This is a genomic window from Granulicella aggregans (assembly GCF_014203275.1).
Taxonomy (GTDB): Bacteria; Acidobacteriota; Terriglobia; order Terriglobales; family Acidobacteriaceae; genus Edaphobacter.
This window is the reverse complement of sequence record NZ_JACHIP010000001.1, coordinates 850,036-865,027: the sequence shown is the minus strand read 5'-3', so window position 1 is coordinate 865,027 and position 14,992 is coordinate 850,036. Positions and strand designations below refer to the sequence as shown.

11 protein-coding genes and 1 pseudogene are annotated in these 14,992 nt (G+C 58.7%); 8 read left to right on the top strand and 4 right to left on the bottom strand.

The genetic code is table 11. The features are described 5' to 3' along the window. Positions 1–343 precede the first annotated feature (343 nt). Positions 344–874: a hypothetical protein gene (locus HDF16_RS03630; protein WP_184213756.1), complete on the top strand. Its 531-nt coding sequence runs from the start codon at positions 344–346 to the stop codon at positions 872–874. 48 nt (positions 875–922) lie between these two features. On the opposite strand, the gene HDF16_RS03625 is transcribed toward HDF16_RS03630, so the two are convergent. Beyond that, complete coding sequence (locus HDF16_RS03625; protein WP_221312458.1) at positions 923–1,192, bottom strand: hypothetical protein; 270 nt, start codon at positions 1,190–1,192, stop codon at positions 923–925. A gap of 901 nt (positions 1,193–2,093) precedes the next feature. On the opposite strand from HDF16_RS03625, the gene HDF16_RS30165 reads away from it, so the two are divergent. From HDF16_RS30165 to HDF16_RS03585, 7 genes are all read left to right on the top strand, one after another. Next, positions 2,094–3,107: a tail fiber protein gene (locus HDF16_RS30165; RefSeq protein WP_221312457.1), complete on the top strand. Its 1,014-nt coding sequence runs from the start codon at positions 2,094–2,096 to the stop codon at positions 3,105–3,107. Positions 3,108–3,197: 90 nt separating this feature from the next. Then, positions 3,198–4,283: a GDP-mannose 4,6-dehydratase gene (gene gmd, locus HDF16_RS03610; protein WP_184213754.1), complete on the top strand. Its 1,086-nt coding sequence runs from the start codon at positions 3,198–3,200 to the stop codon at positions 4,281–4,283. Between the two features lie 2 nt (positions 4,284–4,285). After that, the gene (locus tag HDF16_RS03605; protein ID WP_432432230.1) at positions 4,286–5,257 is read left to right on the top strand and encodes a GDP-L-fucose synthase family protein; all 972 of its coding nucleotides are present in this window, start codon (positions 4,286–4,288) and stop codon (positions 5,255–5,257) included. Between the two features lie 191 nt (positions 5,258–5,448). Further along, positions 5,449–5,946, top strand: coding sequence for a Rid family hydrolase (locus tag HDF16_RS03600; protein WP_221312455.1), 498 nt, complete (start codon positions 5,449–5,451; stop codon positions 5,944–5,946). Between the two features lie 106 nt (positions 5,947–6,052). Continuing rightward, on the top strand, positions 6,053–8,518 hold the full coding sequence (locus tag HDF16_RS03595) for an LptF/LptG family permease (RefSeq protein WP_184213753.1): 2,466 nt from the start codon (positions 6,053–6,055) through the stop codon (positions 8,516–8,518). Positions 8,519–8,561: 43 nt separating this feature from the next. Further along, positions 8,562–9,257, top strand: a complete 696-nt coding sequence (locus tag HDF16_RS03590; protein WP_184213752.1) for an FKBP-type peptidyl-prolyl cis-trans isomerase — start codon at positions 8,562–8,564, stop codon at positions 9,255–9,257. Positions 9,258–9,334: 77 nt separating this feature from the next. After that, positions 9,335–11,083 carry an ABC transporter ATP-binding protein gene (locus HDF16_RS03585; protein ID WP_184213751.1) on the top strand — a complete coding sequence of 583 codons (1,749 nt, stop codon included), beginning with the start codon at positions 9,335–9,337 and terminating at the stop codon, positions 11,081–11,083. Between the two features lie 79 nt (positions 11,084–11,162). Here the strand turns inward: HDF16_RS03585 and fliS are convergent. The 3 genes and pseudogenes from fliS to HDF16_RS30475 all read right to left on the bottom strand — a co-directional run. After that, positions 11,163–11,618 (bottom strand): annotated as a pseudogene (fliS, locus tag HDF16_RS03580) (flagellar export chaperone FliS); the annotation flags it as partial. Between the two features lie 28 nt (positions 11,619–11,646). Then, positions 11,647–12,993, bottom strand: a complete 1,347-nt coding sequence (fliD, locus tag HDF16_RS31155; protein WP_184213749.1) for a flagellar filament capping protein FliD — start codon at positions 12,991–12,993, stop codon at positions 11,647–11,649. 211 nt (positions 12,994–13,204) lie between these two features. Beyond that, positions 13,205–14,743 carry a flagellin gene (locus tag HDF16_RS30475; RefSeq protein ID WP_246408626.1) on the bottom strand — a complete coding sequence of 513 codons (1,539 nt, stop codon included), beginning with the start codon at positions 14,741–14,743 and terminating at the stop codon, positions 13,205–13,207. Positions 14,744–14,992: the final 249 nt, after the last annotated feature.

Here is a 14,992-nt window from a genome sequence, read left to right as displayed (position 1 = left end):
TTGATGTTCCTGGCATTCCCCTTCGTCGTCGGGGAGGCGACCACCAAGTTGCTGGGTGATCGCTGGTTCTTGCCTGTCACCTTTGTGTACGGGGCGCTATGGCTCAATCAAGGCCGTCTGCTTGGGAAATGGACATGCCCCCGTTGCGAGCGAAGCTTTCTTCGCAGTGACAAGTCAACGGTATCTATGCCCTTCCGGCTGCGATGTGCCAACTGCGGCTTTCGGCTCGGCTCGGTCAGGACATCCGCTCAAGGCGTCTGAAGTTTCCCATAACACCGACTTTCGAGGAGCTATGAAGCACAGGGATAGTCATCAAGCGATCACGACGAGATAAATTGTCTCCATGCAGCGAATGACACTTCGCATCACCTCTTTCGTCGTTCTCTTCCTTGCCGCATTCAATTTTGGATGCCATCGGTCAGGGCCACTTCCCGGACGAGGTGGTGAATGGCTCATGATGACTCAGCATGAGAGACAGATTTTTGTCTCTGCCTATCTCGACGGAACTGGAGCTGGAACATCTGATCTTTGCAAGGATTTGGAAAACAACGTGGTCATCCTCAAAATGAAGGACACCGTAGCTCCTTCGGATCACCCATGCATTCATTTCCGACCCCAATTCACCCACGGAAAGACGGATGCCCTGGCCACCTACAACTACGCTGACCCATATGTGGCGATCATCGACGGTTTCTACAAGCATTCAGAATGCAGGGCAATGCCCTATACCGCGATCATGCAACATCTGAACGATGCGGAGTTCAAATCAAGCGAAGACTTGTATAGGCTCGTACGCTCTGGCGATGCTTCATGGGGCGCATTTTCAGGCTTCGAAGGGATCGAGAAGTGTTACGGTGCAGATCGAAAGCGCTGAGTGCGCGGAAAACGGCGTTTGCGGAAACTACGTCCGACTGCCGCGCATTCAGTTGACGTATTCCAGGATTTGCTCGGTGAATCCTGCCGCTCTCAACACGGAGGGTTCTACATCCGAATGTAAAACCAGCATGGCAATGTTGCCGTCCAAATCGGTGTTAAGCGCCTCGGCTATCTCGCCGGGAGAAGCGATTTCAACATAAGCCAGTTCGGTAAGGCAGTGTGCCTTCGATTCATAAACCTTGAACCAACTGCGAGACGGCGATTCTGGGGCGAGTACACACACTTTGTAACCTTCGTGAGTCTGGGTGATGAGCAAGCGGACATTCATACCGAAAGTATAGGAAAGAGAGATGAATCTGAGAACAGGCTTCGGTCGGCTAAAGCCTATGCTGCACCTCGGTTGAGCACGGCCATCGCATTCCTCAGACTGGAGTGATCCATGTGAGCATACCGGGCAGCCGTTGCAATCGTCTTGTGACCCGTCTCGTATAGGCGAAGCATGAGCGAAGGCACAGAAGCTGTATTTTCAGCATTCAGGACGCGTTATCCACAGTAATCGTATGGGATTTGCACAAAGAATTGCGTTGCACCGAAGTTGGTGCTTCCTATAATGGAAGCTGGCGAGGATGGATAGCCTCCAAACCTCACCTGCTGTTCCTTGCCTCACTCGTCCTCGGACCGGAGGCGGTCTCCAAAACCGCCTCCGGGGCGCGTGATAGCAATTTGCCTACATGCCCATTTTGCTATTGTGGCTGGGTGGTGTCAACAGAACACACCGTGGCTGCCTTTAGCAACTTTGATCGTCTTTTCGAGCCCGACATCAGCGTGGGTCAGTTGGCCCAAATTTTGGTGTCCGCTTTGGTGTCCTTTTGCTTCTGGCTTTGCTGCCATCGATTGCGAATTCCTGCAAGGCCGGATTCTCATAAACCAATAGAATCATGCACTTTGCGATTTGCTGCGACCTAATGCAGTGGGCTGAAACAGGCTGAAACGGTTCCTAAGTCTGGTGCGTCTGCCAATTTCGCCACTTTCGCACTTCCATGGGACCTCTCTATTGTACTGTGTGCGATCGGCTGCGCAATCCACCGGGTGATGGCGCGAGGTAACAACCCGAAGTGTTGCCGACTGAAGGCATTTGCTGTTTTATTGCACAGCTTTCTTGAAGCGCGGCGTAACTTGGACTCACTGTTGATTGGGTTATCGCAAAGGGAGAATGTATGAAGAGGCTATTGAGAGCAGGTTCAGGTTTCGGATTGGGGGTTTTACTCACTGTTTGTATAACGGCTAGTTCGCAACAGAAGCCTGCTGTTTCAGAGCGGTCAACCGTCACCCAAAGTGCTGCCGCAGCCACTCCCGCAGCGACGACTGCCATTCCTGTAACAACCCCTGGAGGCACGGCTGGCCTGATGCCGGTATGGACGGGCACGTCGACGATCGGAAATTCGATCGTCTACCAGACGGCGAACGGGATCGGGATTGGACGCTTCCCCAACGCCACGCTCGACATTGGCGGGACATCGACTTTTCGCGGGTCGATGGGAGTCTCGCGAGCTGGCGATGCGACAACTTCGGCCGGGGCGAACTCTTTCCCGATCCTGATGCAGTCGTCGGTCTACAACACCACGCTTGGCAAGAATGTACTTCCTTACTTTCAGCTTGAGACCGAGGCGGCGGCCAACAACACGGCGAACGCGGGGGCAACGCTGAACTTTCTCTATTACAGCGGCGTAGGTGCCGCGCCGAGCGAGAGCGGGCTATATTTCAACGGCAATGGGACGATCCATTTCGCTGCCGGACAGACCTTCCCGATCACGACCGGAGCGACTGGTCCCGCTGGACCTAAGGGGCCGGCCGGTCCTGCGGGGCCGCAAGGTCCGACTGGGCCCGCAGGCCCCACTGGTAGCGTGCCCGCAAATCTAACCGCGATCTCAGGACAGTTGAGCACGACGAACGGTGTCGCTTATCTGGGCTCTGACCGTTTCGTCTTTCCGGGTAGCTGCGTGATTGGAGATGTCTTTCTCTCGGTGAACGGATACGGGTCCGGCAATGCCTTACCGGCCGACGGTAGATTGGTCCCAATCCAAAACAACACGGCCCTGTTCTCGCTGATCGGAATCAACTTTGGCGGCAACGGAACCTCGAACTACGCGTTGCCGGATCTCCGTGCGTTCGCGCCAAAAGGAATGCAGTACTCGATCTGTCTCAACGGAACCTTTCCTTCCGAGAACTAGGCCTGCCTGTGTCCGAGAGTGGTCGGCATCCGCGCGGATGAGATAATTTTCTTTCGCGCGGAAAACCTGCGCTCGCGATAGAGGCAAAGATTGAAGAAGGCATTGATTACAGGAGTTACGGGACAGGATGGAGCGTACCTGGCGGAGTTTCTGCTGGCGAAAGGGTACGAGGTACACGGGATCAAAAGGCGATCGTCGCTGTTCAACACGGCGCGGATCGACCACATCTATGAGGACCCGCACCAACCGCACCCTCACTTCATCCTGCACTACGGCGACATGACGGATTCCACGTCGCTCATTCACATCGTCCAGAAGGTGCAGCCGGACGAGATCTACAACCTTGCGGCGCAGTCGCACGTGCAGGTGTCGTTCGAGCAGCCGGAGTATACGGCGAACGCGGACGGTCTCGGTGTTCTGCGGCTGCTGGAGGCAATCCGGATCCTGGGCCTCGAGAAGAAAACCCGGTTCTATCAGGCGAGCACGTCGGAGCTTTACGGGTTGGTGCAGGAGATTCCGCAGAGCGAGAATACGCCGTTCTATCCGCGCTCTCCCTATGCTGTGGCGAAGATGTATGGATACTGGATCGTGGTGAACTACCGCGAGGCGTACGGAATGTATGCGTGCAACGGAATCCTCTTCAACCATGAGTCGCCACTGCGCGGAGAGACGTTTGTGACGCGGAAGATTACGCGAGGACTGGCGCGGATCAAGGTGGGTCTGCAGAAGGAGCTGTTTCTGGGCAATCTGGATGCGCTGCGCGACTGGGGACATGCGCGCGACTACATCGAGATGCAGTGGCTGATGCTCCAGCAGGAGAAGCCGCAGGACTATGTGATTGCAACTGGAGTCCAGCATAGCGTGCGGGAGTTCGTAAAGCGGTGCGCGGAGTTGCTAGAGTTGGAGCTGGCGTGGCAGGGTTCAGGCGTGGATGAGAAGGCTCTCGACAAGGATGGCAACGTCATCGTTGGAGTCGATCCGAGATATTTTCGACCTTCCGAGGTGGAGACGTTGCTGGGTGACCCGGGCAAGGCGTGCCGCGAACTGGGTTGGACACCGAAGACGAGCTTCGACGAACTGGTGCGGGAGATGGTGGAGGCAGACTTGAAGTCCGCCGAGCGGGATGCTCTGGTGCGGCTGCACGGCTTCGACGCTTATAACGTGCGGGAGAATTGATCTTGGCCGAGCGTTTTATGGACAAGGGCAGCAGGATCTATATCGCCGGGCATCGCGGGCTGGTGGGGTCGGCGATCGTGCGGGGGCTGGAGACGGCGGGGTATTCGAGCCTGCTGCTGCGAACGCGCGCGGAGCTCGACCTGACGGACCAGGGTGCGGTGGCGGAGTTCTTCGCGGCGGAGAAGCCGGAGTTTGTGTTTCTGGCAGCGGCGAAGGTGGGCGGTATACTCGCGAACGATACGTATCCGGCGGACTTTATCCGCGAGAACCTGGTGATGGAGACGAACGTCATCGAGGCGAGCCGGCAGGCTGATGTGAAGCGGCTGCTGTTCCTTGGATCATCGTGTATCTATCCGAAGCTTGCGCCGCAGCCGATGCCGGAGTCTTGCCTGCTGACGGGGCCGCTGGAGCCGACGAACCGGGCGTATGCGCTGGCGAAGATCGCGGGCATCGAGATGTGCTGGGCCTACAACCGGCAGTATGGGACGCGGTACCTTGCGGCGATGCCGACGAATCTCTATGGGCCGGGGGACAACTTCGACCTGAATACATCGCATGTGCTACCGGCATTGATGCGGAAGACGGCGGACGCGGTGAAGTCAAGCGCTTCGACCGTAACGGTTTGGGGGAGCGGAACGCCGCGGCGAGAGTTGCTTTACTCTGATGATGTGGCCGAGGCCTGTTTGTTCCTGATGAACCTCGATGACGAGAAGTTCGGGACGCTATTGGTTGAAGACGTACCGCCGCTGATCAATATCGGGACGGGCGAGGATGTGACGATTCGCGAACTAGCGGAGACCGTAGCCCGGGTGCTGGGGTTTGCCGGGGAGCTGGTCTTCGATAGCAACAAGCCCGATGGGACACCGCGGAAGTTGATGGACGTGACTCGGCTGCATGGGCTGGGGTGGCGGCATCGGACGGAGCTTGAGGATGGGATTCGTCGGACGTGGGAACTGGTGCGGGAGCAGTTGTAACGAATCCGTCTGCGGATTCTTTTAAAGATTCGAGCGGTCTGGGTGACGTAAGCGATCCTCGCTTCCAATCCTGAGATCCTTCGCCTGCGTTTGGCGCAAGTGCGCGCCAAACTTCGCTCAGGATGACGGCGTTTGCTGGCTGGTGGGGTATCTTAGGCAGTAACAGCAAATCACATCCATAGGAGTTCTTCATGTTCAAGTTGCGTTCTGCCGCGATTGCGGTGGCAATGGTTGGCGTTTCGTATGCGGCGCAGGCACAGGGTGTCGAGGTGAAGCATTTGCAACCAAACCCCAAGGCTGCGATTGCGAGTGGGGTGTGGGCGGGCGACACACTTTATTTGAGCGGACAGTTGGCAGATCCGGTCACGCCTGAAGACAAGGCGAAGGGAACTCCGGCAGTCTATGGCGATACCGAACAGCAGGCGATGTCGGAGCTGAACAAGATTCAGGCGCTGCTGAAGGAGCAGGGGCTGGACATGAAGGACGTGGTGAAGATGACCGTGTTCATGGCAGGCGATCCTGCAAAAGGCAACAAGCTGGACTTCGCTGGGATGATGGCTTCGTACACGAAGTTCTTCGGGACCAAGGAACAGCCGAACAAGCCGGCGCGGTCGGCGATGCAGGTTGCGGCTCTGGCGGCACCGTGGGCGCTGCTGGAGATTGAAGTGATCGCGGTGCGGTCTAAGTAAGGGAGTTGGGAATAGGGAGTAGACGGCCAAGACCCGTCCGTGGCGATATGCGCCGTGGGCGGGTCTGCTATTTGTGGGCAGGCGCTACACTGGATCTAAGACCCTGATGCGCCTGCTGACCCGGTATATCCTTCGCGAAGTTTCGTCCCATGCGGTGCTGGGCGGGGTGCTGTTCACCTTTGTGCTGTTCATGCAGCATCTCTCGGACATTCTGGGGCTGGCGGTGCGAAACTCGGCGAGTCTCGCTGATGTCTGCCGGATCATCCTGTACATGCTGCCGAATACGCTGACTGTGACGATCCCGATGGCGATCCTCGTGGGGATTCTGCTGGGATTGAGCCGGCTGGCGGCCGATAGCGAAATCACTGCGATGCGCGCGAGTGGGATGGGCGTGCTGGGGTTCGTACGGATCGTTTCTATCCTGGCGGCGCTGGGCATGGCAGCGGGGCTGGTGAACTCGATCTGGCTTGCACCCAGGTCGGCGGCGGCGCTGCTGGGGCTCGAGAACTCGTTGAAGTCGAGCCAGGCTTCGTTCGAAGTGCAGCCACGGGTCTTCTATGAGGACCTGAAGAACTACGTGCTCTATGTGCAGGAAGTGAAGCCGGCGTTGGGCGGAGCTTCGATTTGGAAGCATGTGTTTCTGGCGGACTTGAGCGATCCGGAGTCTCCGCATATTACGACGGCGGACAAGGCTGTCGTGTTGAACGAACCGGGATCTGCAAACGCGCTTCCGGGTGGCGCGGATAGTGCGACGATTCGGCTGCATCTGCTGGATGGGACGCAGCATCAGGTCTCCGCGAGTAGCCCCGGGCAGTACGACATCTCGACGTTTTCTACGACCGATATTCCGCTGCAGACGGGAGTACAGAACGGCACACGGGTGAGCCGTTCGGACACGCCGATTCACGCGCTGAGTCTGTCGGAGGTGTGGCGGTTGAGCCGGGTGACACCGAAGGATGGGAAAGACTTCAGCTCTCGACCGTTTCTCATTGAACTGAACTCGAGGTTCTCATACCCGTTTGCATGCATCGTGTTGATGCTGGTGGGTGTGCCGCTGGGGTTGTCGTCGAAGCGCAGCGGGCGGAGTACGGGAATAGTGCTGGCAATCGCGCTGGTATTTGTCTACTACCTGACGTCGCTGGTGGGCGTCGCGTTTGCGAAGTCGGGGAAGGTGTCGCCGTTTGTAGGCGTGTGGTCGGCGAATCTCATTTTTCTGGTCGCGGGCGTGCTGTTGCTGCAGCAGTTGTCGCGCGGAGGCATCGCACTGAACATCTTCGCGTCCGTGGGGCAGTGGCTGGGACGGATGCTCGAGCGGATGATGAGCCGCGATGAGGACGGGCCCGGCACCGCAGAGAAAGTCACTATGGCGCAGCGACTTGCGAACTTCCGCGCCACGCTGCATATACGGTTCCCGCTGCTGCTGGACGACTACGTGATGCGGGAGTTCGTGACGAACTTCCTGTTTGTGCTTTCGAGCTTTGCAGTGCTGTTCGTTGTATTCACGTTCTTTGAGTTGATCGGGGACATCATTCGCAACCGCACCGCGCTGGTGACGGTGGGCGAGTACCTGGTGAATCTGATTCCCTACATCATCTCCGCTGTGACTCCTCTGTGCGCTCTGGTGGCGGTGCTGGTGACATTTGGGGCGTTGAACCGATCGTCGGAGCTGACGGCGATGAAGGCTACGGGGATCAGCTTGTATCGCGTCGTTGCCCCGGTTCTTGTCATTGCGGCGGTGCTGGCGGCTTCGCTGTTCGCGTTCGATGAGTACTACCTGCCCGGAGCGAACCGCCGGCAGGAGGCGCTGCGGGCTGTGATCAAGAACAAGCCGGCACAGACGTTTCTAAGGCCGGATCGGAAGTGGATCTCCGGGCAGACGGGGACGGCACTGGTTCAGGCTGCTGCGACGACGGGGAAGTCCGGAAAAATAGTGCAGCCGGGAGCTCCTGGCGAGCCGGCCCGGATCTTCTACTATCAGTTCTTCGACAGCAACAAGGATGTCTTCGCGAACCTTACTGTGTTTGAGTTGGAGCCGGATACGTTTGTGCTGCGACGGCGAATCTTTGCGTCGTCGGTGCGGTGGGATGGGCATAACTGGATCTTCGACCAAGGATGGCAGAGGACGTTTGCGGGCGAGACGGTGGGGACTTACCAGCCATTCGCGGTGGCCGAGTTTCCGGAGATCAAGGAGCAGCCCTCTTACTTCAAGAAGGAAGATCTGCAGTCGCAGGAGATGTCTTTTGCGGAGCTGTCGGACTACATTGGCGACCTGAAGCAGAGCGGTTTCGACACGATGAGGCTGCGGGTGCAACTGATGAAGAAGATCGCGTACCCGGTGGTGACGCTGGTGATGGCGATCCTGGCGGTGCCGTTTGCGCTTTCGATGGGCAAGCGCGGGTCCCTGGTGGGCATCTCGACGGCGATTGGGCTGGCGATCTCTTACTGGGTGGTGGCGGGTCTGTTTGAGGCGATGGGAAATGTGAATACGCTGCCGCCGGTGCTGGCGGCGTGGTCGCCGGATGTGCTGTTCGGGATCGTTGGGGCATATCTTCTGCTGCGGACACCGACGTAGTTCATACAAAGTAGCGGCCGGAGACGGTAGGATAGAGGCATCTATGAAGCTTGCTCTCGCAGTATTCGCGCTCTCTTCCGCCGCCCTAGCTCAGACACCCGCTCCGGCAACTGCCGCGAAGCCTGTCACTCACCATGCCGCTACGACGGCGACCGCCAAAACGGCAGCTGCGGGGCCGCCGAAGGTCGTTGGCGTGCCGCATACGATGTACTCGTTGAAGTACATCGACACGAAGATTGGCACCGGCCCGCTGGCTGAACCGCGGAAGTACTACACGGTACACTACACCGGATACTTCCCGGATGGCACGAAGTTTGACTCATCGGTGGACCGCAAGGAGCCGTTTGTTTTCCCGTATGGCGCGCATCGCGTGATTATTGGCTGGGACACGGGATTTGAGGGAATGCACGTTGGTGGCAAGCGCCGGTTGTTCGTGCCCTACCAGCTTGCTTATGGGCCGCTCGGCAATCCTCCGCGGATGCCGGCGAAGGCGAACTTGATCTTCGATGTGGAGCTGATTAGCTTCTCGGATACGCCTCCTGCGCCACCCACGCCTCCGACTCCGCCCCCAGCTCCGAAGGCTGACCCGGCTAAGCCTGCGGACGCGCCTGCGACTCCGCCTGCGGGTGCTCCGGCGACAACCCCTCCAGCCACGGCTCCTGCGACGCCTCCGCCTGCTTCGGCCCCGACTACACCTCCTCCTGCTCCAGAGAAGCCGGCAACTCCGCCTTCGAACTAACTCAATTCCAGGAATGAGGGCGGCTGAGAATCTTCAGCCGCCTTTGCCGTCTCTAACGTAAGGAGATCCAGAGATACATGTTCAAGAGACTCGCGCCACTGGCACCTTATCTGAAGCGTTACTGGCCGAGCCTTGCCCTGGGCGGTGTGTCGACGGTTTTCTATAACGTGGTGAAGGTGCTGATCCCGCTGGTGATCGGGCACGCGATCGACGATATGCACTCCGGTATCACCGAGCAAAAGGTGATGTATCACGCGCTGCGACTGGTGGGGCTGGCGGTGCTTTCGGGGCTATTTCTGTACCTGACGCGGCAGGTGGTGATCGGGGTCTCGCGCAAGATCGAGTTCGACCTGCGGAATGATATGTTCGCGAACCTGGAGCGGCAGTCGGCGAGCTACTACCAGACACATCGGACGGGCGACATCATGGCCCGCACGACGAACGATCTGAACGCGGTGCGACAGTTGCTGGGGCCGGCGATCATGTACAGCGCGAACACGATTGTGTTCACGGCGGCGGCTCTGCCGTTCATGTACAGGATCAGCCCGAAGCTGACGTTCTTTGCGTTTGTCCCGCTTCCTCTTGCGTCTGTACTCGTGCAGTACTTCGGCAACCGGATTCATACTCGGTTCGAGCGCATTCAGGCGATGTTCTCGGACATCTCGGCGAAAGCGCAGGAGAACTTCTCCGGAGCGCGGCTGATCCGGGCGTTCGCACAGGAGGATGCGGAGATCGCGTCGTTCGAGAAGGCGAACCAGGAGTACATCCGAAGGAGCCTGCTGCTGGTAAGGCTAATGGCGATGTTGTGGCCGACGCTGGAGTTCGTGCTGGGTCTGTCGCTGATGATTACGCTACTGGTGGGCGGACACGAGGTGGTGTCGCATTTCATTTCGGTGGGCGAGTTCACTTCGTTCAACGTGTACATGGTGCAGTTGACCTGGCCAATGATCGCGGTGGGCTGGGTGGTGAACCTGTTTCAGCGCGGAACCGCTTCTGTCGTGCGTATTGATGAACTGCTCAAGGAAGTCCCGACGATCCGCGATGCGGAGGGTGCTTCGCATACGGCGGAAGAGATCAACGGTGCGATCAGCTTCCGCAACTTGAACTTCGCTTACAACGAAGGCTCGCCGGTGCTGTCGGATATCGATCTGGAGATTCCGGCGGGGTCGAGCCTGGCGATCGTGGGGCCGACGGGGTCGGGCAAGACGACGCTGGTGAACCTGATTCCGCGGCTTTATGACGCGCCTGTAGGAAGCGTGCTGATCGATGGCCGTCCCATTCGAGAGTACCGGTTGGAAGACCTTCGCCGGAGCGTTGGATTTGTGCCGCAGGAGACGTTTCTGTTCTCGGATTCGATTCGCGAAAACGTGGCGTTTGGAGTTGCGAGCGCGACCGATGCTGAGGTGGAAGCGGCTGCTTCGACTGCCCACATCAAGACGGAGATATTGGAGTTTCCCAAGGGATTCGCGACGATGGTTGGGGAGCGCGGCGTGACCCTTTCAGGCGGTCAGAAGCAGCGGACGGCGATTGCGCGTGCGGTGCTGCGCGACCCAAAGATCCTGGTGCTGGATGATGCTCTGGCCAGCGTCGATACCTACACGGAGGAGCGGATCCTTGGCGGTCTACGTGAGGTAATGCAGGGAAGGACGACGATTTTGATTGCGCACCGGGTGTCGACGGCTAGAAACGCGGACAGGATTGCGGTGCTGGTTGAGGGAAGGATCGTGGAGCTGGGGACACACGAGGAGCTGATTGGCGAGGGTGGGTATTACAACGAGCTTTACGAGAAACAGCAGTTGGAAGAAGAAATCGCTGTGACGAGCTAGTGGCTGGCCGTCGAAGTCTGCGCGCAGCATGAGCGAAATGCGGGTTCTTCGGCTCCGCCTCATAACGACAGCTGGGTTTTTAGGCGCTCCAACTCGAGCGTTTTGCTTCTCCGCTGGAGATTTCGAGGCGAGATGTCGTGGGAATGAAGGTCTCTTCCTGGGTGCGGAGTTCGCGGGGGAGGACTCTCCCGGCGATGGGATCTTTTGCGGCTACGGCCCAGGCCTCGCGAACATTGCGCACGCAGGCGACGACCTCCAGGAGTTGTTCCCTCGAGGCGTTGTGCGAGGCCTCAAGCGTCATGGTGAACATGGCGGTGTAAAAATCCGAGAGAGCGGCGGAAGGGCCGGCGGCAAGATCGGGACGGAGACGTGCCTGTAGATACATGAAGACGTCGATCGCTTTTTTTATCGCCGTTCTGCGGCCTTGTACATCGTCTTCCTCGACGCATTGGACGGCGCGATGAAGGAAGCGAATCACACCGTCGTAGAGGGCGAGGACGAGTTCCACGCCCGTTGCGCCTTCGAGTACTCTTTGCCGGTACGTTGAGCTGTCCGTGCGTGCCTCAGAAGTTCTTCTGGTTGTAACCGCTAATGGCGCTGTAGATCTGGCTGATCTCGCTCAGTTGCAGCGGGATTGCCTGGAGCACTTGATTGGCGGCGTTCAGTTCAGCGGTGAGTGCGGTCTTCTGGTTCGCGATCGAGGCATCCTGCTTCGAAATGTTGTCGTTGAGACCGGTCTCCTGGGTAGAGTTCTGTTGCTGGGCGAGAGAGACTGCTCCGTTGACCGAGGAATTTCCGAGATTGCTGAGTGTTTTGGAGAAGCTTTGACCGAAGCTGCCGGTGTTTTGAAAGAAGCCCACAATATCGGAGAAGTTGGCATTGAGGGCGTTGTCGAGCGCGCTGGTGTCGATTGAGAGCGTGCCGTCTTGGTTGGTCGTAAGGCCGAGCTGAGAGAGGCTGTTGATGCTGCCGCTGGCGGAGCCACCGAAGATGGCGGTCTGGAGCTGTGTCTGGATGAGTGCGAGAGTAGGGCTGCCGAAGAGCGGCTGCGCAGTCTTCTCCTGGCCCGAGATGTCCTTGATGACCGCGTTGTAGGCGGTAACGAGGGAGCTAAGCGATGTCTCAATCGCGTTATTGTCGTTGGTGACCTGGATCTGGACAGTGGTGTTCAGCGGAGAGGACAGGAGCTGAAAGGTGACTCCCGGTATGGCCCCGGTGACGGTGTTCGAGGCGCTGGATACGGCAAGGCCGTCCACAGTGAGGGCGGCGTTGACCCCGGCTTGCGCGGTGTGGAAGGCGATGGCGGTGCTTGTGCTGGAGTCGGCGAGGGAGTTGCTTGAGAGGGTGATGGCCCCGGAGGCTCCGCTGGTGTTGCTGGTGATGGAGAGGCGCGATCCATTGGCGTCTGAGACGATGCTGGCGGTGACCCCGATGGCAGCATTGTTGATCGCGGTGGCGAATGTCTTGAGTGTGTCGCTGGTGCCGCTGACGACACTGATCTGATGGCCGTTGATGGTGACGCTGCCGCTGAGTGTGTCGCTGGCGTTGGTGATGGAGTCTGAATAGTTCGAGGCGGTAGTCGCGAGTGAGGTGACGACCACGCTATGACTGCCGGCGACCGCTGTGGTGTCAGCACTGGTCAGTGCGAGGACATTCGTATTGGAGCTGGAACCCTGTTTCTCTGCAAGGACTCCATCGAAGGAGGTGAGCGAGGAGAGAGAGGTGCTGAGGGTTGACAGGTCCGTGCCGAGGGTGCTGAAGACGGTATCCTGCGCCTGGAGAGCGGCTAGCTGCGTCTTCCAAGGGGTTTCAATGGCCTGCTGTACAGCAAGAATGGAGGTTACGGTGCTGGCTACATCGAAGCCGGCGCCGCTTGTGGCTGATCCAAAATTGATTCCAACAGTTCCCATCTTGGGCACTCCGTGTGTTGCTCCGCGCATTCACAAATTGCGGCGGCGGTTGAGAAGGGAACCGGCTGATCCGGCCCGCCGAAGATCTTGCTTTATTCGTGCAGTTTTGTTGCCAAGTCGCATCGCATCTGGTGAGAAGCGACTTTTCTTTCTAACGGAAAAGTGCGGGTGAGACCCATGAGGCCTCACCCGCTTTGAGTGTTACTGCGGTTTACTGCAGCAGCTTGAGGATCTCCTGCTGCACGGTGTTGGCCTGGGCAAGAGCGCTGATGCCCGTCTGGCTCAGTACCTCGTACTTTGCGAGGTCGCTGGTCGCCTTGCCGTAGTTGGTCGCCTGAATTGCGTTCGAGGCGGAGGTGAGGTTGACGTTCGCCGTGTCGGCGACAGCAGCCGCAGCGGTGAGCTGGTTGATGTTGGCCCCAAGGATGCCGCGCTGGTAGGCGACGTCCGCGATCGCTGCCGTGAGGCTGGTCAGAATCGTGGGCGCGGAGGTAGCAGTGAGCGTGTTGATGCTCGCGTCGTTGAAGTTCACGCCGGCACCGGGCGTCTGCTTGGTGGTCTGCGTCAGCGTGCTTCCGGTCAGGTTGAGGGTCTGCCCTGTGCCCGAAGGTCCGTAGATGCTTAGAACGCCGGTGGAGGAGTTGAACGAGGCGACGACATTAGCAGCCTGAAACGTCGCATTGGAGTTGATCTGCGTTGCCAGCGTGGTGCCGCTGGTTCCGGAGTTGACGGTGATGGAGTTTGCCGTGCCGCCACCGACCGCAATGGTAAGCGTACCGGCGAGGGTGTTGGTCGAAGTGCCGAGAGTGATGGCCTCCAATGACCGACCATCTACGGCGGCGGTACCGGCAGCGGCGACAGGAGCCGCATCCGCAACACTGGCCGAGGTGGTCGACGTCAGGGCGTTGTTGGTGAAGGTGACGGAGCCCCCGATGCCGTTCGAGGGTCCCTTGATGGTGATGACGCCGGTTGCGACGACGACGCTCGCGGTGATTCCTTGGGAAGAGAACGCCGCATTTGCGTTGAAGGCGGCAACGAACTGGCTAGCCGTGACACCGGTAACTGAGAAGTTCGACGCTGCGCCGTTCGCGAGGCCGACGGAGATGGTACCGCTGAGGAGATCGGTTGCGTTGGTTGGGGTTATGGTGCCCGTCGACTGCACGCTTGCGGCCGAGGTGGTGCCAGCAGCTGCGACGGTAAGAGCGGCGGTAGTGATTGCGACGGAAGAGGGGCTCTGGCCGACGCTACCCGTGGTGAGAACTCCGACCGTGTCGTTATAGCTGCTGGCACCGGTCACGGAACCATCGGATACAAAGAGGTTCGTGGCATTGGTCGTAAAGACCTGGTTACCGGAGAAGTTGGTCGTGGAACCGATGGCGCCGATCTCCGAAAGAATGGTCTGATACTCCTGGTTTGCGGAGCTGACCTGCTGTGAGTTGAGGGTGGAGTTCGCCGATTCTGTTGCCAGGGTGATAGCGCGGGTCAGCAGGCTGGTCACTTGAGAGAGGGCACCATCCGCAGTCTGCAGAAGGCCGGTACCGTTGGTTGCGTTCTGAGAGGACTGCTGCAGGGCGGCTTCATTGGCCTGCAAGCCATTGACCACCGCGAGGCCGGCCGCGTCATCCGCGCCGCTGTTGATACGTGAACCGGAAGAGAGTTGTTGCAGTACCGTCTGCAGACTCGCCTGCGTCTGGTTCAGATAGTTCTGCGCATAGATTGCCGAGATATTGTTGAGGACACTCAAGGACATTGTGTTCCGCTCCTGTATTGACGATTTGGTGGTATCGAGGTTTTGGTATCAGCGCCGAGTCTGCCCCGAGTGCCGACCGGATCCTGTTGCCCACGCGCTTGTGCAGGATTCGATCATCATGCGGAAGGCTCCGCGTTCCCAGACTTCATCGGCGATGAGACTTTTCGCATTAGGGTGTCTGAATGCGAGAAAGGGAATGTTCGATGGCGGGAAGGAGCGGAGGGGTTACCGGAAAGTCGGCTCGTGGCG